At 69.4% G+C, this 25,353-nt stretch carries 23 protein-coding genes, 1 rRNA gene, 1 pseudogene and 1 riboswitch; of the genes and pseudogenes, 7 read left to right on the top strand and 18 right to left on the bottom strand.

What is annotated here, in order from left to right; translation table 11 throughout:
- The first annotated feature begins 285 nt into the window (after positions 1 to 285).
- Together ACIBTS_RS37645 and ACIBTS_RS37650 are read left to right on the top strand one after the other, a co-directional pair.
- Entirely contained in the window at positions 286 to 474 is a 189-nt protein-coding gene (locus tag ACIBTS_RS37645) for a DUF5999 family protein (RefSeq protein ID WP_055632223.1), read from the top strand.
- A gap of 245 nt (positions 475 to 719) precedes the next feature.
- Positions 720 to 1,760, top strand: coding sequence for a LacI family DNA-binding transcriptional regulator (locus ACIBTS_RS37650; RefSeq protein ID WP_079663625.1), 1,041 nt, complete (start codon positions 720 to 722; stop codon positions 1,758 to 1,760).
- Here ACIBTS_RS37650 and ACIBTS_RS37655 read toward each other — a convergent pair.
- The 4 genes from ACIBTS_RS37655 to ACIBTS_RS37670 all read right to left on the bottom strand — a co-directional run bounded on the left by ACIBTS_RS37655 (position 1,753) and on the right by ACIBTS_RS37670 (position 6,081).
- Positions 1,753 to 2,841, bottom strand: a complete 1,089-nt coding sequence (locus ACIBTS_RS37655; protein ID WP_399325179.1) for an endo-1,4-beta-xylanase — start codon at positions 2,839 to 2,841, stop codon at positions 1,753 to 1,755. The genes ACIBTS_RS37650 and ACIBTS_RS37655 overlap by 8 nt on opposite strands.
- Positions 2,842 to 2,896: 55 nt before the next feature.
- Positions 2,897 to 3,661 (bottom strand): carbohydrate ABC transporter permease, encoded by a 765-nt coding sequence (locus ACIBTS_RS37660; protein WP_319673742.1) that lies wholly within the window; start codon positions 3,659 to 3,661, stop codon positions 2,897 to 2,899.
- Between the two features lie 122 nt (positions 3,662 to 3,783).
- Positions 3,784 to 4,782: a carbohydrate ABC transporter permease gene (locus tag ACIBTS_RS37665; RefSeq protein WP_399325180.1), complete on the bottom strand. Its 999-nt coding sequence runs from the start codon at positions 4,780 to 4,782 to the stop codon at positions 3,784 to 3,786.
- Positions 4,783 to 4,788: 6 nt separating this feature from the next.
- Positions 4,789 to 6,081 carry an extracellular solute-binding protein gene (locus ACIBTS_RS37670; protein WP_399325181.1) on the bottom strand — a complete coding sequence of 431 codons (1,293 nt, stop codon included), beginning with the start codon at positions 6,079 to 6,081 and terminating at the stop codon, positions 4,789 to 4,791.
- A gap of 397 nt (positions 6,082 to 6,478) precedes the next feature.
- On the opposite strand from ACIBTS_RS37670, the gene ACIBTS_RS37675 reads away from it, so the two are divergent.
- Together ACIBTS_RS37675 and ACIBTS_RS37680 are read left to right on the top strand one after the other, a co-directional pair.
- Positions 6,479 to 8,440: an amino acid transporter gene (locus ACIBTS_RS37675; RefSeq protein WP_399325182.1), complete on the top strand. Its 1,962-nt coding sequence runs from the start codon at positions 6,479 to 6,481 to the stop codon at positions 8,438 to 8,440.
- 107 nt (positions 8,441 to 8,547) lie between these two features.
- Positions 8,548 to 9,099 (top strand): hypothetical protein, encoded by a 552-nt coding sequence (locus ACIBTS_RS37680; protein WP_399325183.1) that lies wholly within the window; start codon positions 8,548 to 8,550, stop codon positions 9,097 to 9,099.
- 290 nt (positions 9,100 to 9,389) lie between these two features.
- On the opposite strand, the pseudogene ACIBTS_RS37685 reads toward ACIBTS_RS37680, so the two are convergent.
- Positions 9,390 to 9,497, bottom strand: a pseudogene (locus ACIBTS_RS37685) (AraC family transcriptional regulator); the annotation flags it as partial.
- 128 nt (positions 9,498 to 9,625) lie between these two features.
- Between ACIBTS_RS37685 and ACIBTS_RS37690 the strand changes: the two are divergent.
- Both ACIBTS_RS37690 and ACIBTS_RS37695 read left to right on the top strand, forming a co-directional pair.
- The gene (locus tag ACIBTS_RS37690) at positions 9,626 to 10,021 is read left to right on the top strand and encodes a helix-turn-helix transcriptional regulator (protein WP_319673738.1); all 396 of its coding nucleotides are present in this window, start codon (positions 9,626 to 9,628) and stop codon (positions 10,019 to 10,021) included.
- A 142-nt stretch (positions 10,022 to 10,163) separates the two neighbouring features.
- Positions 10,164 to 10,583 carry a molybdopterin-binding protein gene (locus ACIBTS_RS37695; protein ID WP_399325184.1) on the top strand — a complete coding sequence of 140 codons (420 nt, stop codon included), beginning with the start codon at positions 10,164 to 10,166 and terminating at the stop codon, positions 10,581 to 10,583.
- A gap of 290 nt (positions 10,584 to 10,873) precedes the next feature.
- Here the strand turns inward: ACIBTS_RS37695 and gcvP are convergent, their stop codons facing one another.
- Entirely contained in the window at positions 10,874 to 13,759 is a 2,886-nt protein-coding gene (gene gcvP, locus ACIBTS_RS37700; protein WP_399325185.1) for an aminomethyl-transferring glycine dehydrogenase, read from the bottom strand.
- A gap of 182 nt (positions 13,760 to 13,941) precedes the next feature.
- A riboswitch (glycine riboswitch) is annotated at positions 13,942 to 14,037 on the bottom strand.
- A gap of 112 nt (positions 14,038 to 14,149) precedes the next feature.
- Between gcvP and ACIBTS_RS37705 the strand changes: the two genes are divergently transcribed.
- Positions 14,150 to 14,521 (top strand): PRC-barrel domain-containing protein, encoded by a 372-nt coding sequence (locus ACIBTS_RS37705; protein ID WP_079663616.1) that lies wholly within the window; start codon positions 14,150 to 14,152, stop codon positions 14,519 to 14,521.
- Positions 14,522 to 14,526: 5 nt separating this feature from the next.
- Here ACIBTS_RS37705 and ACIBTS_RS37710 read toward each other — a convergent pair whose 3' ends face one another.
- The 12 genes from ACIBTS_RS37710 to rrf all read right to left on the bottom strand — a co-directional run.
- Entirely contained in the window at positions 14,527 to 14,988 is a 462-nt protein-coding gene (locus ACIBTS_RS37710) for a nucleotidyltransferase domain-containing protein (RefSeq protein WP_399325186.1), read from the bottom strand.
- Between the two features lie 56 nt (positions 14,989 to 15,044).
- Complete coding sequence (locus ACIBTS_RS37715; protein WP_399325187.1) at positions 15,045 to 16,457, bottom strand: DNA polymerase IV; 1,413 nt, start codon at positions 16,455 to 16,457, stop codon at positions 15,045 to 15,047.
- A gap of 68 nt (positions 16,458 to 16,525) precedes the next feature.
- On the bottom strand, positions 16,526 to 17,209 hold the full coding sequence (locus tag ACIBTS_RS37720; RefSeq protein ID WP_399325188.1) for a MerR family transcriptional regulator: 684 nt from the start codon (positions 17,207 to 17,209) through the stop codon (positions 16,526 to 16,528).
- 244 nt (positions 17,210 to 17,453) lie between these two features.
- Complete coding sequence (locus ACIBTS_RS37725) at positions 17,454 to 17,927, bottom strand: bifunctional nuclease family protein (RefSeq protein WP_004934251.1); 474 nt, start codon at positions 17,925 to 17,927, stop codon at positions 17,454 to 17,456.
- 85 nt (positions 17,928 to 18,012) lie between these two features.
- Positions 18,013 to 18,750: a MerR family transcriptional regulator gene (locus ACIBTS_RS37730; RefSeq protein WP_399325189.1), complete on the bottom strand. Its 738-nt coding sequence runs from the start codon at positions 18,748 to 18,750 to the stop codon at positions 18,013 to 18,015.
- 42 nt (positions 18,751 to 18,792) lie between these two features.
- Positions 18,793 to 19,677 (bottom strand): FHA domain-containing protein, encoded by an 885-nt coding sequence (locus tag ACIBTS_RS37735; RefSeq protein WP_319348038.1) that lies wholly within the window; start codon positions 19,675 to 19,677, stop codon positions 18,793 to 18,795.
- A gap of 82 nt (positions 19,678 to 19,759) precedes the next feature.
- Complete coding sequence (locus ACIBTS_RS37740; protein WP_399325190.1) at positions 19,760 to 20,593, bottom strand: DUF881 domain-containing protein; 834 nt, start codon at positions 20,591 to 20,593, stop codon at positions 19,760 to 19,762.
- A 5-nt stretch (positions 20,594 to 20,598) separates the two neighbouring features.
- A complete protein-coding gene (locus ACIBTS_RS37745) occupies positions 20,599 to 20,931 on the bottom strand; it encodes a small basic family protein (RefSeq protein WP_020133151.1) in 333 nt (110 codons plus the stop codon).
- Positions 20,928 to 21,824, bottom strand: coding sequence for a DUF881 domain-containing protein (locus tag ACIBTS_RS37750; RefSeq protein ID WP_399325191.1), 897 nt, complete (start codon positions 21,822 to 21,824; stop codon positions 20,928 to 20,930). The genes ACIBTS_RS37745 and ACIBTS_RS37750 overlap by 4 nt, the downstream gene beginning before the upstream one ends.
- A 106-nt stretch (positions 21,825 to 21,930) precedes the next feature.
- Positions 21,931 to 24,426, bottom strand: coding sequence for a mannose-1-phosphate guanyltransferase (locus ACIBTS_RS37755; protein WP_079663610.1), 2,496 nt, complete (start codon positions 24,424 to 24,426; stop codon positions 21,931 to 21,933).
- 114 nt (positions 24,427 to 24,540) lie between these two features.
- Entirely contained in the window at positions 24,541 to 25,149 is a 609-nt protein-coding gene (locus ACIBTS_RS37760) for a CDP-alcohol phosphatidyltransferase family protein (RefSeq protein WP_319675682.1), read from the bottom strand.
- 109 nt (positions 25,150 to 25,258) lie between these two features.
- A 5S ribosomal RNA gene (gene rrf, locus ACIBTS_RS37765) occupies positions 25,259 to 25,353 on the bottom strand; the annotation flags it as partial.

Raw genomic sequence — 25,353 nt, forward strand, 5'->3', positions numbered from 1 at the left:
CCGTGCCGTTCCGTGCCCCTGGCGTGTCCGGCCCGGACTAGCCCCATCCGACCACCAGGAACCATCCGAAGTGACAGTGCGGTTGAGATGAACCGCCCGCGCGGGTGACGCGTCATGAACCTGTGAGAAGCGGTGCCGCGAAATCCCTGCGGATCGACCTCCGTAGGGCAACACTGGGTTCCGACCGACTTATCACAACGGGGGGCGGCCATGAACGATGCTTCAAGCCGCGGGTCAGACACGACAGCCATCCCACTCATCACGCCAGAGCGGAAGTTCCCATCCATGTGCCAGCACCAGCCACCGTGCCCGACAGCGACGTCAGCCGACCGGGAGTCCGCCCGCCTCGTGGCGCACCACCCGGAACAGGGCTGGAGCCTGCTGTGCAACGGCGTCCTGCTCTTCGAGGACACCGGTGAGCTCCTGCCGGACGGCCAGGTCATCGCCCCCCACCGGGTCGTGACGGCCGCCTGAGCACCACCCGCACGACCCGGACGGCGCGGGACCGCCGTCCGGAGACCTGAGGGGCCGGCCGCAATTCACCCACTGCGCACCGGCCCCGACGCGTGTCCGGGGCCGCTCACTCCCCGTAGTCCCCCGGTTCCCGCGCGATGCGTTCCCCCATGTATGTCTGTATCTCTTCCCACGGCCCCGTACTTTCCGGAAGACTCCTGGAAGTTTCGGCGCATTGTTCGAAGCGACGCGACGGAGGTGGCGAAGTGACAGCGGACGATACGGCGTCGGCGTCCCGGGGCAGGGTCACGATCACGGAGATCGCCCGCCAGGCCGGCGTCTCGGTGCCCACGGTGTCCCGCGTGGTCAACGGGCGTTCGGACGTCTCGCCGCAGACCCGGGCCCGGGTCGAGGACCTGCTGCGGGTACACGGCTACCGCAAGCGCCCCGCCGCCTCCCCCACCCGTGCCGCCCTGCTCGACCTGGTCTTCAACGACCTCGACAGCCCCTGGGCGGTGGAGATCATCCGAGGCGTCGAGGAAATCGCCCACGCGGCCGGGGTGGGCACGGTGGTGTCGGCGATCCACGGCCGCTCGGGCGACGCCCGGGAGTGGATGCGCAACCTGCGCTCCCGTGCCTCCGACGGCGTCATCCTCGTCACCTCGGCCCTGGAACCAACCCTGCACGAGCAGTTGCGCATCCTGGGCGTCCCGTTGGTCGTCGTCGACCCGACGGGCTCTCCCGCCGCCGACACCCCCACCATCGGCGCCGCGAACTGGTCGGGCGGTCTGGCGGCCACCGAGCACCTGCTGTCGCTGGGCCACCGCCGGATCGGCCTGATCGCCGGGCCGCCCCGGCTGCTGTGCTCCCGGGCCCGCTTCGACGGCTACCGGGCGGCCCTGGAGGCGGCCGGGCTCTCCGTCGACGAAACGCTCGTCGTCCCCGGCGACTTCCGCCCCGAGTCGGGGTTCACCGGCTGCACCGCCCTCCTCGACCTGCCGAAGCCGCCGACCGCCGTGTTCGCGGCCAGCGACCAGATGGCCCTCGGCGCGATCGAGGCGCTGCGCCGGCGCGGACTGCGGGCCCCCGAGGACATGAGCGTGGTCGGGTTCGACGACCTCCCGGAAGTCCGTTGGTCGGCGCCGCCGTTGACCACTGTCCGCCAGCCCCTCGCCGACATGGGCAAACTCGCCGTCCGCACCGTCCTGAGCCTGGCCCGCGGCGAGCGCCCCGACTCGCCGCGGGTGGAACTGGGCACGGAGCTGGTGGTGCGTTCGAGCACCGCCCCGCCCCGCACCGCTAGCTGAGCGCGTCCCGGATCGCGTAGTACGCCGGCTTCGGCGCGAACTGCTCGTCCCACGGCAGGGCGGCCCCCTCGCCGGGGAAGAAGGCCGGAATCCACGAATACTTGTCGGTGTAGTCCCAGACGGTGATGCCGGCGCATCGCCGCACCGCGAGGCACGCCTCGGTCATGTCCCGGTACCAGTCGGCCTGTTGGGCCAGTTTCTCGTCGGTCGCGGGCAGCAGCATCCGTACGTCGACCTCGGTGAGCGCGGTGTCCAGGCCGAGCCGGGAGAAGCGGCGGAGGTTGTCCTCAAGGGTCGTCGGATAGCCGTACTGCAGGGCGAGATGGGCCTGCAGGCCGATGCCGTCGAGCGGGACCCGCTGCGCCTTCAGCTCCTTGGCGAGCCGGTAGTAGGCGTCGCTCTTCGGGCCGACGGCCTCGATGTTGTAGTCGTTGAGGTAGAGCTTCGCCTTCGGGTCGGCCTGGCGGGCCCAGCGCAGCGCGTCGGCGATGTAGCCGGGGCCGAGCGTCTTGTAGAAGATCGTCTCACGGTAGGTGCCGTCCTCGTTGAACGCCTCGTTGACGACGTCCCAGGAGTAGACCTTGCCCCGGTAGTGGCGCACCTCGGTCTGGATGTGCTTCTTCAGGACGGCCCGCAGCTCATTGGCCGTCCACTCCTTGCCGGTCAGCCAGTCGGGCAGCTGGCTGTGCCAGACGAGGGTGTGGGCGCGGACCTTCTGGTGGTTCGCCCGGGCGAGGCCGACGATCTCGTCGCCGTTGGTCCAGTCGAAGACGCCCTGCTGCGGCTCGGTGGCGTACCACTTCATGCCGTTGCCGGGGGTGATCATGTCGAACTCGCTGCCGAGGATCTTCGTGTAGGCGGTGTCGGTGAGTTCGGGGTTGTCGGTGGCGCTGCCGAAGTAGCGGCCGTGGCGCTGCGCGAGGTCGGCGAGGGTGGCCCGCGGCTTTCCGTGCGCCGGACTCTCGTGGGCCGGACTCTCGTGGGCCTGGGCGGCCGGTCCGGTGACGACGCCGGCGGCGACGAGGACGGCGGCGAGGGTTCCGGCGAGTCTGAGCCGGGTGCGGGCGGCGGTGCTGGGCATGGGGCGACTCCTCACTTGGGAGTGGGTGTGAGCCGTACGGATCCGCGGGCGCGCGTCATCCCTTCGAGGCGCCGGCGGCGAGACCGCCGACGAGCTGGCGCTCGGCGACGGAGTAGCAGGCCAGGGCCGGAACCATGGCGAGGACGAGATAGGCGAAGACGCGCGCGTAGTCCGCGGAGTACTGGCCCTGGAACTGCTGGACGCCGATCGGGATGGTCCACCAGGTGGGCTCGTTGAAGACCAGCAGGGGCAGCAGGAAGTTGTTCCAGCTGGCGACGACGGCGAGCACGGAGACCGTGCCGAGGGCGGGCCTGGCCATGGGCAGCAGGATCCGCCAGAAGAAGCCGAGCGGCCCGCAGCCGTCGAGGGTGGCCGCCTCCTCCAGCTCGGCCGGGATCTCCCGGAAGAACCCGCGCAGGATGACGATGGTCATCGGCAGCCCGAACGCGGCCTGCGGAAGGATCACCCCGAGCGGGTTGTCCAGCAGGTCCATGGAGCGCAGCAGCAGGAACAGCGGCAACGCCGCCACCGCGAAGGGGAACATCAGCCCCAAGGTGAACAGGGTGAACAGCACCTCCCGCCCGCGGAAGGCGAACCGGGCGAAGGAGAACGCGGCGAGCGCGGACACCGCGACGACCACCACGGTCGTCGCGGCCGCGATGAGCGTGCTGCTGCCGACCATCCGCCAGAACGAACCGGAGCCGAGGATGTCGGTGTAGTTGGAGATGACCCAGGGGTCGGGCAGCCCGATGGGGTTGCGGGAGAGCTGGTCGGTGGACTTGAAGCCGGACAGCACGGCGTAGACGAGCGGTACGGCCATCACCGCGCCGACGATCCCGAGGATCAGGTGCAACGGCAGAGTCCGGGCTCTCCCGCGGGCGCCCCGGCCGGTCCCGGCGCTCCGGCCGGTCTTGACGACGCTCTGGCCGGTCTTGACGACGCTCACGAGCCGCCTCCTCGCATGGTCGTGGTGGCGCCCTGGAGGTCGCGGCGGAGCACGAACCGCTGGTAGGCGAGGGCGAAGACGAGGCAGATGCCGAACATTGCCACGCTGATCGCGCTGGCATAGCCGACCTGGTAGCGCTTGAAGCCGTACTGGAACATGGTCACGGCCATCGTCTCGGAGTGGTGGTCGGGACCACCCGCGGTGACGACCCACACCAGGTCGAAGAGCTGGATCGCGCCGATGACCGACAGGAAGACGCTGATCCGCAGGGTGGGCGCGAGCAGCGGCAGGGTGATGTTGCGGAAGCGCTGCCAGGGGCCGGCGCCGTCGATCAGGGCCGCCTCGGTCAACTCGGCCGGGATGGACTGGAGCCCGGCCAGGTAGAGCATCATGTGGAAGCCGAAGAACTTCCACGTCATGACCAGGAAGAGGGTGGCCATGACGGTGGAGGGGTCGGCGAACCACTGTCCGCCCACCCCGTCCAGCCCGATCGCGCCGAATACGTGGTCGGCGAGGCCGGCGTCCGGGGCGAAGATCATGCTGAACAGGACGCCGGTGATCGCCTCGGAGAGGATGTACGGCGCGAAGAACAGCATCCGGTACACGGCCCGGCCGCGGATCTTCTGGTTGAGCGCGACCGCGAGGGCGAGCGCGAACGGCAGCTGGAGGAGGAGCGAGAGTCCGACCAGGAGCAGGCAGCGCCACAGGTCGCCCAGGAACACCGGGTCCTTGAAGAGTCGGGTGAAGTTGTCGCCGCCGATGTAGTCCTCGGGCATGCCGAAGCCACCCCAGCGGAAGAACGAGGCGTACAGCGCGAACAGCATCGGCAGCAGGACGAGCGTGCCGAACAGCACCAGGGCGGGCGCCTGGAAGCCGACGGCGGTGAGCCAGTGCAGCGCCCGCCGCCGCGCCCGGCCCCGGCTGCTGTCCGCAGCCGGGGCCGGGAGGTGGACATCCGGGCCGCTGCGCTTGTCCGGGAGGAAGGTGGAGGTCATCGCCTGCTACTGCTCTTCCTTCGCGACCTTGGTGATCGACTCGGTGACCTGCTTCGGCGACTTGGAGCCGGCGATGAGGGCGGCGACGCTGTCGTTGACCTCCTGGCCGAGGGCGGGCGCGTACGCCTGGTCGAGGTAGAGCTGGAAGCCGGTGGCCGCCTTCAGCTGCGCCTGTACGGCCCTGACGTTGGGGTCGGTGATGGCGCTGTCGGCGGCCGGGACGACGGGCAGCACCCCGGTCTTCTTGACCAGTTCGGTGTCCGTGGCGGTCGAGGCGAAGAACTTCAGGAAGTCGACGGCCGCCTGCGGGGCGCCCTTGCGCAGGGCGTGCCCGCCGCCCCCGCCGAACACCTCGGTGCTCACGCCCTTGCCGCCCTCGACGGCCGGGAACGGGAAGAAGCCGAGGTTCGCGCCGAGCCCCTTGCCCGCATCGGCCTCCACCGAGGGAGCCCACTGGCCCATGAGTTCCATCGCCGCCTTGCCGTTGCCGACGGCGGCGGCCTGGCCGGTGGGGCTGTTGTAGGCGGCGCCGAGGAAGCCCTTCTGGAACGGCTGGAGGTCGACGAGGTCCTTCAGGTGCTGTCCGGCCTGGACGAACCCGTCTCCGGTGAAGTCCTTGTCGTCCCCGGCCTTCTGGAGGGCCTCGACGCCGGCGGTGCGCATCGCCAGGTACGCCCAGTAGTACATGCCGGGCCACTTCTCCTTGCCGGCCAGGGCGAGCGGGGTGATCTTGGCGGCCTTCAGCTTGCGCACGGCGTCGAGGAAACCGCTCCAGGTGGTGGGCGGGGCGCTGATGCCGGCCTGCTTGAAGAGCGCCTTGTTGTACCAGAACCCGATCATGCCGATGTCGAACGGGATGCCGTACACCGTCTTGTCCAGCAGGTAGGGCTCGCGGGCGACCGGCAGCAGGCCCTCTCCCCACTCCTTCGTCCGGTCCGTGAGGTCCTCGACCAGCCCGGCGTCGACCTGCTGCTTCAGGACACCGCCGCCCCAGGTGTGGAAGATGTCGGGGAGCTTCCCCGAGGCGGTCAGCGCCGTCATCTTCGACTTGTAGGCGTCGTTCTCCAACTGGACGATCTTGATCTTCACCTTGGGGTTCTGCGCCTCGAACTGCTTGGCCAGAGCGGCCCAGACGTTCTTGGCCGGCTGGGTGGTGGAGATGTTCCACCACTCGATCGTGGTCGTCCCCGACGACCCCCCGTCCGAGTCGCCGCCGCAGGCGCTCAGTGCCGTCATGCTCAGACCGGCCGCGGCGGAGGCCGCCAGGAACCCGCGGCGGGAGAGTGCCGGGTCACCCATCATGCGCTCCTTGATTGATCGAAAGTTTCGAACCAGATCCAGAAAGCTTCGCTGCTGCCGCACCCTAGAGACACCCTCCGACGGGTGGCAACCCCTTGAACACAGGGAATCCAGGGGCCCGCTCAAGAAACAAGGCCCGAAGGGAACACCGAGGACGCCGAAACATTCGGATTTGGTGGCGAACATTACGGAGCGCAGCGCGGCGCGAGCCCGGTGGCCGGAAACGAACCCATCCGCACAGGGAGCCGGGCGTCCGGCCCGCGACCAGTCTTAACGGAAGCTTGACGCCGTCCGACCCATGATCCGTGGGCCCGGGCGTCACTCTCCGCTTACGCTGATTCCGCCGTCCGCGTGATGGCCGAAACCACACGCCGAGCCGCACATCAGGAGCACGCCGATGGCCACCACCGAGCACCCTCCCCCCGGTCGCCTGCGCGCCTGGATGCTGGAGGGCCTGTCCGACATGGGCAAGGGACACGCTCAGCAGCCGGCTCCGAGCGCCGAGGCCAAGCCCGAGCCCGAGCCCAAGGGGCAGCGCTGGTACCGGGTCATGTGCCTGACCGGCGTCGACTACTTCTCCACCCTCGGCTACCAGCCGGGCATCGCCGCGCTCGCGGCCGGTCTGCTCTCCCCCGTGGCGACCATCGTGCTCGTCGTCGTCACCCTGGCGGGCGCCCTGCCGGTCTACCGGCGAGTTGCCGAGGAGAGCCCGCACGGCGAGGGCTCGATCGCCATGCTGGAGCGGCTGCTGTCCTTCTGGAAGGGCAAGCTGTTCGTCCTGACCCTGCTGGGCTTCGCCGCCACCGACTTCCTGATCACCATCACCCTGTCGGCCGCCGACGCCTCGACCCACCTGGTCGAGAACCCGCACCTCACCAGCACCCTGCACGACCAGCAGATGGTGATCACACTCATCCTCGTCGCCCTGCTCGGCGCAGTGTTCCTCAAGGGCTTCCTGGAGGCCATCGGGGTCGCCGTCGCCCTGGTGGTCGTCTACCTCGGTCTGAACGCGGTCGTGGTGGCCGTGGGCCTGTGGCACGTGCTCACCGAGGGCCATGTGGTCACCGACTGGTCCAACGCCCTGACCGCCGAGCACGGCAACGTCTTCGCGATGATCGGCGTCTCCCTGCTGGTCTTCCCCAAACTGGCGCTGGGCCTGTCCGGCTTCGAGACCGGCGTCGCGGTCATGCCCCACGTCCAGGGCGACCCGGACGACACCCCGCAGAACCCCAAGGGCCGCATCCGGGACACCAAGAAGCTGCTGACGACCGCCGCCCTGATCATGAGCGTCTTCCTGATCGCCACCAGCTTCATCACCACCGTGCTGATCCCGGAGAAGGAGTTCAAGAACGGCGGCCAGGCCAACGGCCGCGCCCTCGCCTACCTCTCCCACGAGTACCTGGGCAACGCCTTCGGCACGGTCTACGACGTCTCGACCATCGCCATCCTCTGGTTCGCCGGCGCCTCCGCCATGGCCGGACTGCTCAACCTGATGCCCCGCTACCTCCCCCGCTACGGCATGGCCCCGCACTGGGCCCGCGCCGTGCGCCCCATGGTCATCGTCTTCACCCTGATCGCCTTCCTGGTCACCTGGATCTTCGACGCCGACGTCGACGCCCAGGGCGGCGCCTACGCCACCGGCGTCCTGGTCCTGATGTCCTCCGCGGCCATCGCCGTGACCATCGCCGCCCGCCGCGCCCGGCAACGCGGCTGGACCATCGGCTTCGCCGTCGTCTCGGCGGTCCTGCTCTACGTCACTGTCGTGAACGTCATCGAACGCCCCGACGGCGTGAAGATCGGCGCCTGCTTCATCGCCGGCATCATCCTCGTCTCCCTGCTCTCCCGCCTCGCCCGCGCCTTCGAGCTCCGCGTGACCAGCGTGACGCTCGACGACATGGCGGAACGTTTCATCCGGGACATGGCCAGCCGCAGGATACGGTTCATCGCCAACGAGCCCGGCCAGCGCGACAAGGCCGAGTACCGCGACAAGATCGAGCAGATCCGCGAGGACAACGACATCCCCGGCGAGGACTTCGTCTTCGTCGAGGTGACGGTCGTCGACCCGTCCGAGTTCGAGTCCGGTCTCACCGTGCGCGGAGAGGTCCTGCACAACCGCTACCGCGTCCTGACCCTGGAGTCGTCCTCCATCTCCAACGCCCTGGCCGCGCTGCTCCTGCACACCCGCGACTCCACCGGCTGCCTCCCGCACATCTACTTCGAGTGGACCGAGGGCAACCCCTTCGCCAACTTCCTGCGCTTCTTCCTCTTCGGCCAGGGCGAGGTCGCCCCGGTCACCCGCGAGGTCCTGCGCGAGGCGGAACCGGACCGCGCCCGCCGTCCCCGCGTCCACACCGGCTGATCCCGGGACCCGGCACCGTCAGAAACGCGTAAGAATTCCGCCGGACAACGTCAGAACCCCGTCAGCGCCCCTCCCCGCGGCCCCCGGAGCGGCCTACCTTCGGGCTCATGCAAGGGCCGGAAGCAAGGCAGCGGCAAGGCCGCGGCGGCGGTGCACCGGCGTACCCGACCGTCGACCGCCGCCGGCGCGCCGCCGTCCGGCTCGCGACGGGCTGCGCGCTCGGCTTCTGCGCTCTGGCGTTCCTGGTCGACTGGGACGCGGCGACCCTCACCCTTCCCCGTGCCCTGCTGTGGCTGACCCTCTCCGCCGGTGTCCTGGCCGTGCTCCTCCCCCCGAGGGTCGCCGCGGGCCCCGGCCTGCTGGCCGTCAGCGGCCCGGTCCGTCGGCGCCAGGTGCGCACCGACGCGCCGGTCGCCGTACGCCAATACGGCGGGGCCTCCGCCCACCTGGTCCTGTCCGACGCCCACGGACACCGGCTGGAGCTGGACCCCCGAGTGCTCACCGGAGACCCGCTGCTCTGGCACGAACTCGACACAGGAGCACGCCGTTCCCTGGAACGCGGCACCCTGCGGGAAGGCGCGGAGGTGCTGGAGCGCCTGCGTCACGAGATCGACGACCCGATCGCACGGGCGATCCTCAAAGCCTCGGGCCTGCGCTGAAGGACGCACGACGATCCACCCTGAGGCCCGTCCGCCGAAGAGGCACAATGGCCCTTGAGCTGGGCGAACTCGACAGCGAGCACGTCGGCGTCCACCACGCCCCCTCCGTCCATGGCTCCGTCCCAGCCGCAGTGCCTGTCCAGCCCGCCCCGGAGGGGTCCGTCCCCGAACCCCGCCCTGCTGAAATCGAGCGTCACGTCCCCTGGGACCGCTCGCCGGCACCACCCTCGCCCGAAGGACTTCCGCTCGATCCGGCCGATGTCCTGCACCTCGGCCCGACCCGGCTCCCCCGTGCGTTCGCCGGTGCCGGTCGCGGCGCCGAGGACGGCCAGGGTGCGCTGGTCGACGGGGTTCATGTGGACGAGTGCGCAGACCGCGGCGAGCCGGGGGTCGACCGGCAGGTCGACCGCGCCCATGTCGGCCGTGAGCGCGGTCGACGGGCGCGGGCGCTTCCGCGGTCGGCCGACCGTCCCCCGCGGTCGCCCCGCGTCCACCATCTGCCGCTCGCGGCCCTATCGTGACCGGCATGCAGAGCTACACAATCGGCCAGGCGGCACGGCTGCTCGGCGTGAGCCCCGACACCGCACGCCGCTGGGCCGACGCCGGCCGGGTGGCGACCCATCGCGACGAGGCCGGACGGCGCCTCATCGACGGCAAGGACCTCGCCGCCTTCTCCGTGGCACTCGCCCGGGCCGACAGCCCCGCCGAGGACACCCCGTACACCTCGGTCCGCAACGCCTTCCCCGGCATCGTCACCGCGATCAAGCTCGGCGACGTCGCCGCCCAGGTGGAGATCCAGGCCGGCCCGCACCGTCTGGTCTCCCTGCTCACCCGCGAGGCCGTCGAGGAACTGGGACTGGAGGTCGGCATGGAGGCCACGGCCCGCGTGAAGTCGACAAACGTACACATCGACCGCACCTGAACGACGACGGGCGGCCACCTCCTCCTGGTCGCCGCCGCGGAGCTCGAACCGCACCCGGGTGCGAAGGTCTGGGCAAGCGTCAAGGCGACGCAGACCCATGCATACCCGGCATAAACCGAGCGGAGCCCTACCGTTGGTGCCCATGACCCTGAGCATCCGCAATCAGCTCCCCGGCACCGTCACCGCCGTCCACCCCGGCGAGGTCATGGCCACCGTCACGATCCGCCTGGCCGGCGGCCAGGACGTCACGGCGGCCATCACGCTGGAGGCCGTGAACCACCTCGGCCTCACCGCCGGTACCGCCGTCCGCGCACTGGTGAAGTCGACGGAGGTCTCGCTGGCCACCGGCCCGGTCGACGGCCTCTCGATCCGCAACCGGCTCCCCGGCACGATCACCGGTCTCATGATCGGCAGCGCCATGGCCACGGTGAAGATCACCGTGGCGGGCGGCGAACTCACCGCGGCGATCACCAAGGACGCGGCCACCGACCTCGGTCTCTTCGTGGGCTCCGGCGTCATCGCGCTGATCAAGGCGACCGAGGTGTCCCTGGCCACCGACTAGACGCCCCGCCCACGGCACAGAACGCCCTGGGCGCGTCGAGAGCGGTGCGACGGACTCCAGGCTCAGCGCCGCGAGACCCTGGCCCGTGAGCGGGCCGAACACGCCCGCTCACGGGCCGGGACCTGAGCGATTCCGCAGCGCGCAGAACAGTCGGGATCACCCCCGTGCCCCGCGCACCCCAGACCGCGGCCGCCCCGGAGAGACCCTGCCCGGTCGCTGGGAGGTGCCCCGATCATCGGCAAGGACGGCGACTCGGCTGGGAAACCCCAGCCGAGCAGCGCCTCGCCCGCTCAGTCCTCGTACGCGTCCAGCGGGGGGCACGAGCAGACCAGGTTCCGGTCGCCGAAGGCCTGGTCGATCCGGCGCACCGGCGGCCAGTACTTGTCGGCGGCGGACACCCCGGCCGGGAAGACGGCCTCCTCACGCGTGTACGCGTGCTCCCATTCCCCGCCGAGCGCCGCCGCGGTGTGCGGGGCGCCCCGGAGCGGGTTGTCCTCGGCCGGCCACTCGCCGGCCCCGACCTTCTCGATCTCCGCGCGAATGGCGATCATCGCCTCGCAGAAACGGTCCAGCTCGATGAGGTCCTCGGACTCGGTCGGCTCGATCATCAGCGTCCCGGCCACCGGGAACGACATCGTCGGCGCGTGGAACCCGTAGTCGATGAGCCGCTTGGCGACGTCGTCGACGCTCACCCCGGTCGCCTTGGTGAGCGGCCGCAGGTCGATGATGCACTCGTGCGCGACCAGCCCGCCCGGGCCGGTGTAGAGCACCGGGTAGTGCGGCTCCAGCCGCTTGGCGATGTAGTTGGCGCTGAGCACCGCGACCTGCGTGGCCCGCTTGAGCCCCTCGCCGCCCATGAGCCGCACATAGGCCCAGGAGATCGGCAGGATCCCGGCGGAGCCCCAGGGAGCCGCCGAGATCGGCCCCACACCCGTCTCCGGCCCGGCGGCGGGCTGCAGCGGGTGGTTCGGCAGATACGGCGCCAGATGCGACCGTACGGCGACCGGCCCGACCCCCGGGCCGCCACCGCCGTGCGGGATGCAGAACGTCTTGTGCAGGTTCAGGTGCGAGACGTCCCCGCCGAAGTGCCCCGGCTTGGCGAGCCCGACGAGCGCGTTGAGGTTGGCGCCGTCGACGTACACCTGCCCGCCCGCCTCGTGCACCTGCGCGCAGATGTCCGCGACGTGCTCCTCGAAGACGCCGTGCGTGGACGGGTAGGTGATCATCAGCACCGCCAGCTCGTCCCGGTGCTGTTCGATCTTCGCCCGCAGGTCCTCGACGTCGATCTCGCCGTCCTCGGCGGTCTTCACGACGACGACCTTCATGCCCGCCATGACGGCACTGGCCGCGTTCGTGCCATGCGCGGAGGACGGGATCAGGCAGACCGTCCGCTGCTCGTCCCCGTTGCCCCGGTGGTACCCGCGGACGGCGAGCAGCCCCGCCAGCTCCCCCTGCGACCCGGCGTTCGGCTGCAGGGACACCTTGTCGTACCCGGTGACCTCGGCGAGCCGCTCCTCCAGCTCACGGATGAGGGTGAGGTAGCCCGCCGCCTGCTCGGCCGGCGCGAAGGGGTGCAACTGCCCGAACTCGGGCCAGGTGACCGGCTCCATCTCGGTGGTCGCGTTGAGCTTCATGGTGCAGGAGCCCAGCGGGATCATGCCCCGGTCCAGCGCGTAGTCCCGGTCGGCGAGCCTGCGCAGATAGCGCAGCATCGCGGTCTCGGAGCGGTGCCGGTGGAAGACAGGGTGGGTCAGGATCGCGTCGGACCGCAGCAGCCCGGCGGGCAGGGCTTCGGCGGTGGCCGTGTCGAGCGACTCGATGTCGCCGTCCACGCCGAAGGCGGCCCAGACCGCCGCCACCTGCGCCCGCCCGGTCGTCTCGTCGCAGGCGATCGACACCTGGTCGGCGTCGACGAGGTGCAGGTTGACCCCGTGCTTCCGCGCGGCGGCGACGACCTCGGCGGCCTTCGCCGGCACCCGCACGGTCAAGGTGTCGAAGTACGACCCGTGCACGACCTCGACTCCGCCGGCCGAGAGCCCGGCGGCGAGGATCGCCGCGTACCGGTGGGTGCGCAGGGCGATCGCCCGCAGCCCGTCCGGCCCGTGGTAGACGGCGTACATGCCCGCCATCACCGCCAGCAGCACCTGCGCCGTGCAGATGTTGCTCGTGGCCTTCTCACGCCGGATGTGCTGCTCACGCGTCTGCAGCGCCAGCCGGTAGGCCTTGTGCCCGTCCGCGTCGACGGACACCCCCACGAGCCGCCCGGGCAGGCTGCGCGCGAACTTCTCGTGGACGGCCATGTAGCCGGCGTGCGGCCCGCCGAAGCCCATCGGCACCCCGAACCGCTGCGTCGTGCCGACCGCGATGTCCGCCCCCAGCTCACCGGGCGACTTCAGCAGCGTCAGCGCGAGCAGATCCGCGGCCACCGTGACAAGCGCGCCGAGCCCGTGCGCCTCGTCGACGATCGCCTTGAGGTCGCGCACGGCGCCGGAGGCTCCGGGGTACTGCACGAGCACGCCGTTGATCTCGCGCCCGGCGAACTCCGCCGGAATGCCGTCGCTCAGGTCCGCGACGACGACCTCCACGCCGGTCGGCTCGGCCCGGGTCTCGATCACGGCGATGGTCTGCGGCAGCACGTCCGCGTCAATGAGGAAGAGGCCCTTTTTGTTCTTCCCCATCCGCCGGGACAGCGCCATGGCCTCGGCGGCGGCCGTGCCCTCGTCGAGCAGGGACGCACCGGAGGTGGGCAGCCCGGTCAGGTCGGCCACCATGGTCTGGAAGTTCAGCAGCGCCTCGAGCCGACCCTGCGAGATCTCCGGCTGGTACGGCGTGTAGGCCGTGTACCAGGCCGGGTTCTCCATGACGTTGCGCAGGATGACGGGCGGCGTGAACGTCCCGTAGTACCCGAGCCCGATCATCGAGTCGAGAACCTGGTTGCGGTCGGCCAGCGAACGCAGTTCGGCCAGCACCTCGGCCTCGGTGCGCGCTCCCGGCAGGTCCAGCGTGTCGGCGTTCTTGATCACATCCGGGACGGCGACGGCGGTGAGCTCGTCGAGCGAGCCGTAGCCGACCTGCGCGAGCATCTTGGCCCGCGCCTCGACGTCGGGCCCGATGTGGCGCTGCTCGAAGGGGATTCCCTGTTCGAGTTCGGAGAGCGGAATGCGATCGGCGGTCATTTCTGAGGCCTCCTGGTCTGACGACCTTCGAGGGTCACCACGGCGCGGGTACCCGGACGGCCTCCCCCTCTGTCATCTCAACCTGAGAGCTTCACCGGCCGCCCGAGGACAGCCGGCTTTCACCGTCGGTGAGAGCGGACGCCGTCGACGCCGTCGGCACCCGCCCTGCTTTCCAGAGTGACCTCGTCCGTGCGGTACGTGAGCCTGAGAGATTCCGGGGAGGATTTGCTCCTTCGGCGCCTCCGATTATGTCCGGAGGACTCTCCCGCACGGGGTCAGCAGCCGTTGTCAGACTACCAGCGAGGTCAACGCCACCCTCTCGAGTGGCCGCCCGTCCCAAAGTGCTCTTTTGTAGTGCTTACGGATGAGTTGCGACCATGTGGAGGGCCCGTGCAGACCGACATCGATCCGCGCAACCTGATCGGCCGCAAGGCGTTCGACCGCAACGGCACCAAGATCGGCACCGTCGACGAGGTCTACCTCGACGACGCCACCGGAGTGCCGGAGTGGGCGGCCATACGCACCGGTCTGTTCTCCCGCGACGCCTTCGTCCCTCTGGAGCCCAGCGAGCTGGTCGAGGGCACCCTGCACATTCCCTTCGACCGGGCCCTGATCAAGGACGCCCCGGACTTCGGCGTGGGCCGCCACCTCTCTCCGGAGCAGGAACTCCAGCTCTACCACCACTACGGCCTCGACGTGGCCGCCCCGCCTCCGCTTCCCGACCACGACTTCGGCCGGCTCGCGGGGACGGACGAGAGCTGAGCCCCTCAGGCACAGGCCTGTATCAGCTCCCGGAGGATCCCGGCAGGGTCGTACAGCGGCCGGGCTCCGTCCGTGACGACTCTCCGCGTGCCGTCGTCGACCGGATCGGCCCGCGCCCAGTCGGGAGAACCGACCCCCACCTCCACTTCCAGACCGGAAGCGGTGACATGCCGCCATTCGGTGATGGGCCCCCATTCCTGCACGCGGACCAGCTCCCCCAGGGACAGTTCACCCGCCCAGGCGTCGTCGGCGGCGTACCGGTCAGGGGCCGTCGACAACAGCACGAGATCGACGTCCGAATCGGGACGCGCGGCACCACGCGCACATGACCCGACGAGGAGCAGCCCGACCACGTCGCTCCGGTTCGCGCACCAGCGGGTGACCCGATCCACCACCTGCCGCATCTCCGCCGCACGCTCCGGCGACACCCCACCCGCGTCCACGACCCGACCTCCGTGCAGTTTCATCCAGCTTCCCCCTCTCCTATCGGCGCCGCCTCGCAGGACAGCGCCACCCCTCCGACTCATCCCACACCGCGAGCCGCTTCACTCTGTGTAACTGATCCGTCTCGCTGAGAGTTCCCGGCCCGGCCGTCCTCGTCAGATATTCGCCGCACCAGTGGCAGCGGATCCGCCGGCTCCAGCTCAGGGTCGTCGGTCCGGAACGTCCGCACCCGTCCCGGCTCCGACTCGGGCGTCTCGAACCGCACCGTGACCCGGCCCAGCCCACTGCCCTGCACCCACCCGTGGCCGAGTTCGGCATGCCGCACGTCGTGTCCCGGCCGCCAGTGGTGCTCGACCGGCACCGGCTCCTCGCCGACGGGCTCGTCCGCCAGGTCCTCCTCGGGCCCTTCCGCCCGCTCCTCCGCCGCCTGCGCGAACAGGTCCTCCTGCGTGAAGTCCGCCAGCCCGCTGACGCCCACGCCGAGCAGCCGCACCCCTCCCGTCGTGTCCACGGATTCCAGCAGCCGGGCCGCCGCCTCCCGGATCACCGCCGGATCGTCCGTGGGACCGCGCAGGGTCTCGGACCGGGTGAGCGTGGAGAAGTCGTACCGCCGCACCTTCAGCACGATGGTCCGCCCGGACAGACCCGCCCCCCGCAGCCGCCGCACACACCGGTCCGCCAGCCGTTGCACCTCCAGCTCGACCCGGACCCGATCGTGGATGTCCACGTCGTACGTGTCCTCGACCGACACCGACTTGGTCTCCCGCTCGGCCACCACGGGCCGGTCGTCATGCGCCAACGCCATGGCGTACAGGGCATGCCCATGGGCCTTACCCAGAAGCCGAACCAACTCGTCCTCACCGGCCTCGGCGATCTCGTCGACCGTGGTGATCCCGGCCCTCCTGAGATGGTCGCCGGTCGCCGGGCCGACCCCCGGCAGGGTCCGCACCGACATGGGCCCGAGCAGCGCCCGCTCGGTGCCCGGCTCGATCAGTACGAGACCGTCGGGTTTCGCCTGCTCCGAGGCGATCTTCGCGAGCATCTTGCAGGAGGCCAGTCCCACCGAACCCGTGAGCCCGGTGACCGCCCGGATGTCCGCGCGCAGCCTGATGCCCGCCAGCCGCGCCGACTCACTGTCCCAGGCCGCTTCCCCGGCCTCCAGGTCCACGAAGGCCTCGTCCAGACTCAACGGCTCCACCAGCGGCGACAGCGCCCCGAGCAGCTCCATGACCTGGTCGCTGATCGACCGGTAGAACGCGAAGCGCGGAACGAGATAGGCCGCGTTCGGAGCCAGCCTGCGCGCCTGGGCCATGGGCATCGCCGAGTGCACCCCGAAGACCCGCGCCTCGTACGACGCGGTCGCGACCACTCCGCGGGGCCCCAGACCGCCCACGACCACGGCTTTCCCGCGCAGACTCGGCTTGGACGCCTGCTCCGCCTGCGCGAAGAAGGCATCCATGTCGAGGTGCAGGATCGTGGGCGCGTTTCTCACATGTCCGATGCTGCACCACGCCACTGACAATGAGGTCGTACAGCCGCCCTCACATCACGCGACGAGCCTCAGACCGCCCGGTTGCGCCTACGTGCCAGCTCGTCCGCCGGGTTGTGCCCGACGAGCGTCTCACCGGTGTCGACCCGCTCCCCGTGCAACTGCGACAGCGCGCTCTCGACGTCCCGCCACACCACGCCCACGGCGATCCCGAAGATCCCCTGACCGCCCTGGAGCAGCGCGTGCACCTCGTCCGGAGAGGTGCATTCGTAGACCGTGGCGCCGTCGCTCATCAGCGTCATGCGCTCCAGGTCGCTGAAGCCGCGCTCCCGCAGATGCTGAACGGCGGTGCGGATGTTCTGCAGCGACACCCCGGTGTCGAGGAAACGCTTGACGATCTTCAGGACGACGACGTCCCGAAAGCTGTACAACCGCTGCGTACCCGACCCGTGGGCGGGCCGCACACTCGGCTCGACGAGCCCGGTGCGGGCCCAGTAGTCCAGTTGCCGATAGGTGATGCCCGCGGCCGCACAGGCCGTCGGGCCGCGATAGCCGATCTGCTCGGACGCCATGGATGTCGCCCCTCCGCTGCTCGGCACGGCCGCCGGTCGATGAGGGGCGTGATCGGCCGCGCTGTCGTGAGGGGGATACCCCCTTCCCGAGCGCAGCTGAGAGCTTGGGGGAGGGTACGGACCGCTCCCCCCGACACCGAGTCCGGGGGCACCCCCAGCCGTACCGTCGCCGCTGCTTCTCACGCCGACCTCCGTCCTTGACCTGCCTTCTCGACGGTAGGCAGTCACCAGGGGTGCGTCAACGATCGCCACACTCGGCACGCCGAGTGATAATCACCCTAGGAGTGGTTTCCCGCACCCCACCGCGGGGAAAGGCTAGCCGAATGCGCCGAGAACGAGCCGTAGGACGCTCTCACTCGCCGCCGGCATTTGCCGTGAACAGGACGGGCGCCCCGTACGGGACGCCCGTGTCACGGCTGTGTGCCGACTACTGGTTGCTGGTGCCGAAGTCCTCCGGCGAGATCTGGTCGAGGAACTCGCGGAACTTCTCCACCTCGTCCTCCTGCTCGTCCGGGATGGCGATCCCCGCGTCGTCGAGCACCGTGTCACTGCCATAGATCGGCGTCCCCGTACGCAGCGCCAGCGCTATGGCGTCGGACGGCCGCGCGCTCACCTCGACCCCGCTGGCGAAGACCAGCTCCGCGTAGAAGACGCCCTCGCGCAGATCCGTGATGCGCACCTCGGTGAGCTCCTGGCCGACGGCCTCCAGCACGTCCTTGAACAGGTCGTGGGTCAGCGGCCGCGCGGGTGCCATGCCCTGCTGGGCGAAGGCGATGGCCGTCGCCTCCCCCGGTCCGATCCAGATGGGAAGGTAACGGTCGCCTCCCACTTCACGCAGCAGCACGATCGGTTGGTTGGAGGGCATCTCGACCCGGACACCTACGACATCGAGCTCGTTCACACAGCAACCCTAGGCCGTGCCCGGGACGTTTGGGTAGTCGGGCCGGGAACGGGTGACCGATCCACCCTGGTCGAAACCCGCCCGCTCAGGGCAGCCGCACCCCGAGCGCGGTCTGCACCAGCGCAGCGTGCAGCCGCACCGTGAGCCCCGCGAGTTCCTTCGTACGGGCCTCCGCATGGGCCCTGGTCTGCGGATTGCGGTGACGCCTGAGCGGAGCCACCACCTGGTCCACGAGCCCGGCCTCACGATCGGCCGCGGCCTTCATCACACGCAGATGCCGGGGCTCGATCCCGAACCTGCCCAGCTCCGCCACGAGCGCGGCCACCGTGGCCGCCTCGGCGTCGTAGACCCCGTCCTCCAAGGGCACGACGAGCCCGTACGACTCCCACTCCGCGAGCTCCGGCTCACCGATTCCGGCAGCCGCCAGCAGCTCGGACCGGCCGATCCGGGCGACGGTGGGACCCTCCGCGGGCTCAATGATCGCGTCGCCGTCCCGCTGCCGGCCGACGGACGGCAACGGCGCGGCCTCGCCGCGCTCCATGGCGTCCAGATGCTCACGGATGACCTTGAGCGGCAGGTAGTGGTCCCGCTGCATCCTCAGCACGTGACCGAGGCGCTCGACGTCCTCCGCGCTGAACTTGCGGTACCCCGACGGGGTCCGTTGCGGCTCGACGAGCCCTTCCGACTCCAGGAAACGGATCTTGGAGATGGTGACGTCGGGAAACTCGTCGCGCAGCGCGTTCAACACAGTGCCGATGCTCATCGGACCACCGTCCGCGGCGGCGGCGCCGTGGCCGGCACCGCCCCTCGGTGTTCGAAGCATGGACCTTCCCTGGGGTCCCCCCGGACGGCGTCCGGGGGAGGGTCAGTAGCCCCGCTGGCTCGCGTAGAAGACCAGCCGGTACTTGCCGATCTGCACCTCGTCACCGTTCGACAGAGCGACCTCGTCGATCCGCTCCCGGTTGACGTACGTGCCGTTCAGACTGCCGACGTCCGCAACCCGGAACGTGCCGTCCGGGTTGCGCCGGAACTCCACATGGCGACGAGAGACCGTCACGTCGTCGAGGAAGATGTCGCTCTGCGGGTGACGGCCGGCCGTCGTCAGGTCGCCGTCCAGCAGGAAGCGGCTGCCCGAGTTCGGACCGCGGCGCACGACCAGCAACGCGGAACCCAGCGGCAGAGCGTCGACCGCGGCCTGGGCCTCGGGAGACAGCGCGGGCAACTGCGTCTGACCGGTGACCTCGGCGTCGTAGGCCTCAAGACCGGAAATAGAGATGGTGGAGGTCGTCTCCGACGCGCGCTCGGGCGTCAGCCCGGGACGCAACGGAGCGCCGCAATTGGAGCAGAAGCGGCTGTTCTCCGCGTTGCGGTTACCGCACCTCGTACACACCAGGGCCGACATAGGGGAAAACCCTCCACCCGCACTTGAGGTTGACGGTTGGCCGAAACCTATGCCGCCGGACTGCGCAGGGTCAACAGACGCCGCACCCTGACCTCCGGAAATGTCGCCGCCCGGACCACCCACCTGGTCCCTGAACAGGGGCCGCTGACCCTCTGCGTCAGGCTGTGCGCGATGACGAGCGGTCGCGTTGTCGCTGCCCTCTCGCGCGCTCTTGCCGAACAACTTCGCAAACAACTTCACGGGCGATTCCCCTTGACCGAAACAGACCCGCCCGTGGGGCAGGACGAACCCTGACTGAATACACCGGCCGACCCGGACACCTTCACAACGTCCATGTCCACCAGACAGTTTCCACCACGCACCACCCGATCGGTGCGTCGACCCCCCGCAACCTCATGCCCCTGCCGGACGCCCCCCATGCACCACCGGTTCACTGGACCGACGACCGAGCGTAGTCAGGCTGCTTCGCTGCTCGCAAGGCGTCCACGACGATCTTGTCCGACCGCTCGACGGTCACGGTGGCCTGCTCCTTCTCAAGAGTCTGCACCACGCCTCCAGGGATGTTCAGCGCCGGCTCGAGATCCTGCGGGTTGCCGATGACCTTGAAACGAAAGGGCGCGTTGATCTTGTTCCCGTCGACGCTCACGCTCTTGCCGGAATCCGTCAGGTACGTGCCGGCGACGACCCGTACACCGTTCACCTGGATCGCCTCGGCCCCGGCCGCGCGCAACTCCTGGATCGCGTCGAGCAACATGTCGGCCTTGACCGTCCCCTTCGTGTCCTCGATGGTCATCGTGATGCCGGGCCCCTGCGCAGCCACCGTGCCCGCCAGAATGCCGAGTTGCCTCTCCTTCTCGACCGTCTGCTTCCGGGCCTCCTCGGCCTGGTCGGAGCTGTTCTCCAGCTCCTGCTGCTGCTTCTCGAGTCCCTGCTTCTCGTCCTCAAGACGCTGACTGCGGTCGTCGAGTTCATCGAGGATGCGTACAAGATCTTCCTGCCGCGCACCGCGCAGAGCGTTGCCGCTGTCGCTGTTGGAGGCGACCTGGACCGCCAGGCCGAAACCAAGGCCGAACAGCAGCAGAGCCACGATGAGTTGGGCCCGCGACACCCGCGGCGGCCACAGCCCCTGAACCAACCGCTGCCGGCCGGTCAGCACGGGCGCGGCCGGCCTCTCGGCCGCACCGTCCTCGGACGACGTCACGGGCACCTCGTCGGGCAACTCCTTGCGCAGCCTGTTCCCGGGCGCCTCATCCTGCTCGCTCATCGGCCTCACGCCCGGAAGACGTGCCGACGGATCGCCGCGGCGTTGGAGAAGATCCGGATGCCGAGGACGACCACGACCCCCGTGGACAGCTGCGACCCCACACCCAACTCGTCACCCAGGAACACGATCAGGGCGGCCACGACCACGTTCGACAGGAACGACACCACGAACACCTTGTCGTCGAAGATGCCGTCGAGCATGGCGCGCAGCCCGCCGAACACGGCGTCCAGCGCCGCCACCACGGCGATCGGCAGATACGGCACGACGGCTGCCGGAACCTCTGGCTGGACCAACAGGCCGGCCACGACTCCCACGACGAGGCCCAGTACGGCGATCACGATGCGTCCTTCTCAGTTCTCGGCTGTGCTGTACGTACGATCACACTCGGTGCGGCGGGCAGCCGGATGTCGTTCGCCACGGAGATGGCCGTCCGGATGCCGTAGTTCTCCTGCAGGGCGTTGAGATACAGCCCGTCGGCGCTGTTCTGGAACCGGGTACTGAGATTTTTCCCGTCCCCCACAGCGAGCACCGTGTACGGCGGCACCAGCGGCTTGTTGTCGACCAGTATCGCCTCCCCCGCGGCCCTGATCGCCGACAGCGCCGTCAGCCGCTGCCCGTTGATGGAGACGGCCTCGGCGCCCGACTCCCACAGCCCGTTCACCACACGCTGCATGTCACGGTCACGGACCCGCCCGGTGTCGGAGAAACCGGAGGTCTCGCGCGGGTCACCGTCACCGCCCGTAGTGGCCTCCTTGGCGTCGTCCACGACCAGTCTGACGCCCGGGCCGTGCACCTCGACGGCGCCCGACAGGATGCCCACCAGGTCCGCCCGGTCACTGCCCCCGCTCTGCTTGAGCGCCTTCTGCTGCCGGGCGCTCACGTCGTCGCGCAGCTTGTCGACGGTGCTCTCGAGCTTGTCGGCAGCCGTGGTCTCGCGGTCGATGCGATCGATCAGTTCCTCGCGCTCCTTGGCGACGACCGGAGCCGCGACCCGCGCCTGCGCCGCCCCGACGGTGACCACGAGGGCCGCGAGCACCAGCCCCGCGGCGAGACCGAGCTTCGCCCGCACCGTCTTGGGCAGGCCGCCCGCGCCTTCGGCCCGCTTACGGGCGGAGGCCTCGGCGTACCCGTCGTCGAGGCTGTGGTCCATGACGTTGGTGAGCAGCGACATGGACGCGTCCGGACGCGACGCGCGCGCGGGTGTGCTCCGAACGGGGGGCTGCTGCGGCATGCCGCACATCGTCGCACGTCGCGCCCAGTACCTCCGAATGGCCCCACCGGCGTGCCGGACCGGCCCCCTTGGGGGCACGTGTCCGGCACGCGCGTGTGCGCGTGGTTCAGCGTCCGGCGCTGTCCACGACCGACGACCACTCGTCGAGCAGGGCCTGCGCGGACGCGTCGTCCGGACCCTCCGCCCACAGATGGGTGACGGCCTCGGCCGGGTCGGGCAGCACCATCACCCAACGCCCGTCCGTCTCCACCACCCGTACACCGTCAGTGGTGTCCACGAAGCGATCTCCGGCCGCTTCGACGACCCGCCGCATCACCAGACCCTTGACGGCCCACGGGGTCGCCAGATCCCGCTTCAGGACGTGCGCCCGCGGGATCCGCGCATCGATCTGGCTGAGGGTGAGCTGTGTCCGCGCCACCAGCCCGATCAGCCGTACGAAGGCCGCCGTACCGTCGAAGACGCTGCTGAACTCCGGGACGATGAAGCCGCCCTTGCCGTCTCCGCCGAAGATGGTCGTCTCGTCCTGCCCGACCCGCGTGAGATCGTCGGGCGACGTCGTTGTCCACTCGACCTGTGTCCCGTGATACGCCGCCACCTGCTCGGCGATCCTCGTGGTGGTGACCGGCAGAGCCACCCGCCCGCTGCGCCGCTCCGCAGCCACCAGGTCGAGCAGCACGAGGAGCGCGCGGTCGTCCTCGATGATGCGGCCCTTCTCATCAACGAGGGAGAGGCGCTCACCCACCGGGTCGAACCGCACGCCGAACGCGGCCCGCGACGAGGCCACGATCTCCCCGAGCCGCACGAGCCCGGAGCGCCGCTGGTCGCCCGTCTCCGTTGGCCTGGCCTCGTTCAGGCCGGGGTTGATGGTAAGCGAGTCCACCCCGAGCTTCCCCAGCAGGCTCGGCAGCACCAGCCCGGCGCTGCCGTTCGAGGCGTCCACGACGACCTTGAGCCCGGATTCGGTGATCCCGGTCGTGTCCACGTTCCGCAGCAGCGACCCGGTGTACGAGTCGAAGACGCTGGCCGGGAAGTACAGGTCCCCGATCTCCCCGGGGAACGCCCGCCGGTACTCCTGCCGCGCGAACACCCGGTCCAGCTTCCGCTGACTGCCCTGCGACAGGTCGGCGCCCTGCCCGTCGAAGAACATGATGTCCACGGAGTCCGGAACCCCGGGCGAGGTCCGGATCATGATCCCGCCGGCACTCCCCCGCGCGGTCTGCTGCCGCGCCACGGGCAGCGGTACGTTCTCCAGGTCGCGTACGTCGATGGCGCTGGCCTGGAGCGCGGAGATGACCGCCCGCTTCAGCGCACGGGCGCCACGGGAGTGGTCCCGGGCCGTGGTGACCGTCGATCCCTTCTTGAGGGTCGTGGCGTAGGCCCCGGCGAGACGCACGGCCAGCTCGGGCGTGATCTCGACGTTCAGGATTCCGGAAACCCCGCGGGCGCCGAAGAGGTGCGCCTGCCCCCTCGACTCCCAGATCACCGATGTGTTGACGAACGCACCGGCTTCGATGGTCTTGAAGGGGTAGACCCGCACATTGCCCTGCACGATCGATTCTTCACCGATCAGGCATTCGTCGCCGATGACGGCGCCGTCCTCGATCCGGGCCGCCCGCATGATGTCGGTGTTTTTCCCGACGACACAGCCTCGCAGATTGCTGTGCTGCCCGACGTATACGTTGTCGTGCACGACGGCCTTGTGCAGGAACGCCCCGCTCTTCACAACGACGTTGGAGCCGACGACCGTGTGCTCGCGGATTTCGGCGCCGGCTTCGACCTTCGCGTAGTCCCCGATGTACAGGGGCCCGCGGAGTACGGCGTCGGGGTGCACTTCGGCGCCCTCGGCCACCCACACGCCGGGCGAGATCTCGAACCCGTCGAGTTCGACGTCGACCTTGCCCTCAAGCACGTCGGCCTGGGCCTTCACGTAGCTCTCGTGTGTGCCGACGTCCTCCCAGTAGCCCTCGGCGATGAAGCCGTAGACCGGCTTTCCTTCCTTCATCAGCTGCGGGAAGACGTCACCGGACCAGTCGACGGGAACATCGGCCTCGACGTAGTCGAAGACTTCGGGCTCCATGACGTAGATACCCGTGTTCACCGTGTCCGAGAAGACCTGGCCCCAGGTCGGTTTCTCCAGGAAACGCTCGACCTTGCCTTCTTCGTCGACGATGGTGATGCCGAATTCCAGCGGATTGGGCACACGCGTCAGACAGACGGTGACGAGCGCGCCCTTTTCCTTGTGGAAGTTGATCAGCTCGGTGAGGTCGAAGTCCGTGAGGGCATCGCCGGAGATGACGAGGAAGGCGTCGTCCTTCAACGCCTCCTCTGCGTTCTTGACGCTTCCGGCGGTACCGAGTGGCTTCTCCTCGTTGGCATAGCTGAGCTCCATTCCGAGCTCCTCGCCGTCACCGAAGTAGTTCTTGACCAGAGACGCCAGGAACTGGACTGTTACGACGGTCTCGTTGAGCCCATGCCTTTTGAGCAGCCTCAGAACGTGCTCCATGATCGGCCGGTTGGCCACCGGCAGGAGCGGCTTGGGCATGCTTGAGGTCATAGGGCGAAGGCGTGTGCCTTCGCCTCCAGCCATCACGACGGCCTTCATGTCGGAAGCGTCCTCCTAAAAAGAGACGACGGTCTAGCCGACTTCACCCGTCCAGATTGTCCCGCACTTTCCCGCCGCGGGCCATCGAGCCACTGCTGCTGCCGATCGGCGAGGTCAGTCGGCCATGGCGTCCGCACGAACGAGGCGGCGGACCTGTACCACGTAGAGGACTCCTGCCCACCAATAGAGCGTTGTACCCCATCCGGCGAACGCCCATCCGAAAATAGCAGCGAGTGACGCCAGCCATCCACTTCCGTCACTGAGCAGAAGCAGCGGGAAGGCGTACATCAGATTGAAGGTGGCCGCCTTCCCCAGGAAGTTCACCTGCGGCGGGGGATACCCGTGACGCCTGAGGATGCCCACCATCACCAGCAGAACCAGCTCACGCGCAAGAAGTACAGCGGTCAACCAGAGAGGAAGAATGTCCCGCCAGGTGAGACCGACCAAAGTCGAGAGAATGTAGAGCCGGTCCGCAGCGGGGTCGAGGAGCCGGCCGAGGCTACTGATCTGGTTCCAGCGCCGCGCGAGCTTGCCGTCCAGATAGTCACTGACCCCGCTGAAAGCCAGCACGAGAAGGGCCCAGCCGTCGCTCTGCGGGCCTCCGAACTCAGGCCGGAGGATCAGCCACAGGAACACGGGCACGCCGACGAGACGCGCCATGCTGAGGATGTTCGGGATGGTGAGCACCCGGTTTGTCTGGACACGGGTCTCCTGGACCTCCACCCGGGGGCCTCCAGTAGAAAATGAGCCAACGATGCCCCCTGACCATACCCCAACGCAAAAAAGCTCTGGCTCTTGGGCTGTATGCCCAAGAGCCAGAGCTCTAAAAGGAGTTCGGCGGTGTCCTACTCTCCCACAGGGTCCCCCCTGCAGTACCATCGGCGCTGTAAGGCTTAGCTTCCGGGTTCGGAATGTAACCGGGCGTTT

This window comes from Streptomyces sp. NPDC050121, from assembly GCF_044460385.1.
In the GTDB taxonomy this organism is placed as follows: domain Bacteria; phylum Actinomycetota; class Actinomycetes; order Streptomycetales; family Streptomycetaceae; genus Streptomyces; species Streptomyces soliscabiei.

Excerpts from the sequence above, each read along its gene's own strand:
- ACIBTS_RS37645 (WP_055632223.1), top strand. The coding sequence starts at position 286 with ATGTGCCAGCACCAGCCACCGTGCCCGACAGCGACGTCAGCCGACCGG.
- ACIBTS_RS37655 (WP_399325179.1), bottom strand. The coding sequence starts at position 2,841 with ATGCCCAGCACCGCCGCCCGCACCCGGCTCAGACTCGCCGGAACCCTC.
- ACIBTS_RS37660 (WP_319673742.1), bottom strand. The coding sequence starts at position 3,661 with ATGGCCGTACCGCTCGTCTACGCCGTGCTGTCCGGCTTCAAGTCCACC.
- ACIBTS_RS37665 (WP_399325180.1), bottom strand. The coding sequence starts at position 4,782 with ATGACCTCCACCTTCCTCCCGGACAAGCGCAGCGGCCCGGATGTCCAC.
- ACIBTS_RS37670 (WP_399325181.1), bottom strand. The coding sequence starts at position 6,081 with ATGGGTGACCCGGCACTCTCCCGCCGCGGGTTCCTGGCGGCCTCCGCC.
- ACIBTS_RS37675 (WP_399325182.1), top strand. The coding sequence starts at position 6,479 with ATGGCCACCACCGAGCACCCTCCCCCCGGTCGCCTGCGCGCCTGGATG.
- ACIBTS_RS37680 (WP_399325183.1), top strand. The coding sequence starts at position 8,548 with ATGCAAGGGCCGGAAGCAAGGCAGCGGCAAGGCCGCGGCGGCGGTGCA.
- ACIBTS_RS37690 (WP_319673738.1), top strand. The coding sequence starts at position 9,626 with ATGCAGAGCTACACAATCGGCCAGGCGGCACGGCTGCTCGGCGTGAGC.
- ACIBTS_RS37695 (WP_399325184.1), top strand. The coding sequence starts at position 10,164 with ATGACCCTGAGCATCCGCAATCAGCTCCCCGGCACCGTCACCGCCGTC.
- gcvP (WP_399325185.1), bottom strand. The coding sequence starts at position 13,759 with ATGACCGCCGATCGCATTCCGCTCTCCGAACTCGAACAGGGAATCCCC.
- ACIBTS_RS37710 (WP_399325186.1), bottom strand. The coding sequence starts at position 14,988 with ATGAAACTGCACGGAGGTCGGGTCGTGGACGCGGGTGGGGTGTCGCCG.
- ACIBTS_RS37730 (WP_399325189.1), bottom strand. The coding sequence starts at position 18,750 with ATGCTTCGAACACCGAGGGGCGGTGCCGGCCACGGCGCCGCCGCCGCG.
- ACIBTS_RS37740 (WP_399325190.1), bottom strand. The coding sequence starts at position 20,593 with ATGAGCGAGCAGGATGAGGCGCCCGGGAACAGGCTGCGCAAGGAGTTG.
- ACIBTS_RS37750 (WP_399325191.1), bottom strand. The coding sequence starts at position 21,824 with ATGCCGCAGCAGCCCCCCGTTCGGAGCACACCCGCGCGCGCGTCGCGT.
- ACIBTS_RS37755 (WP_079663610.1), bottom strand. The coding sequence starts at position 24,426 with ATGAAGGCCGTCGTGATGGCTGGAGGCGAAGGCACACGCCTTCGCCCT.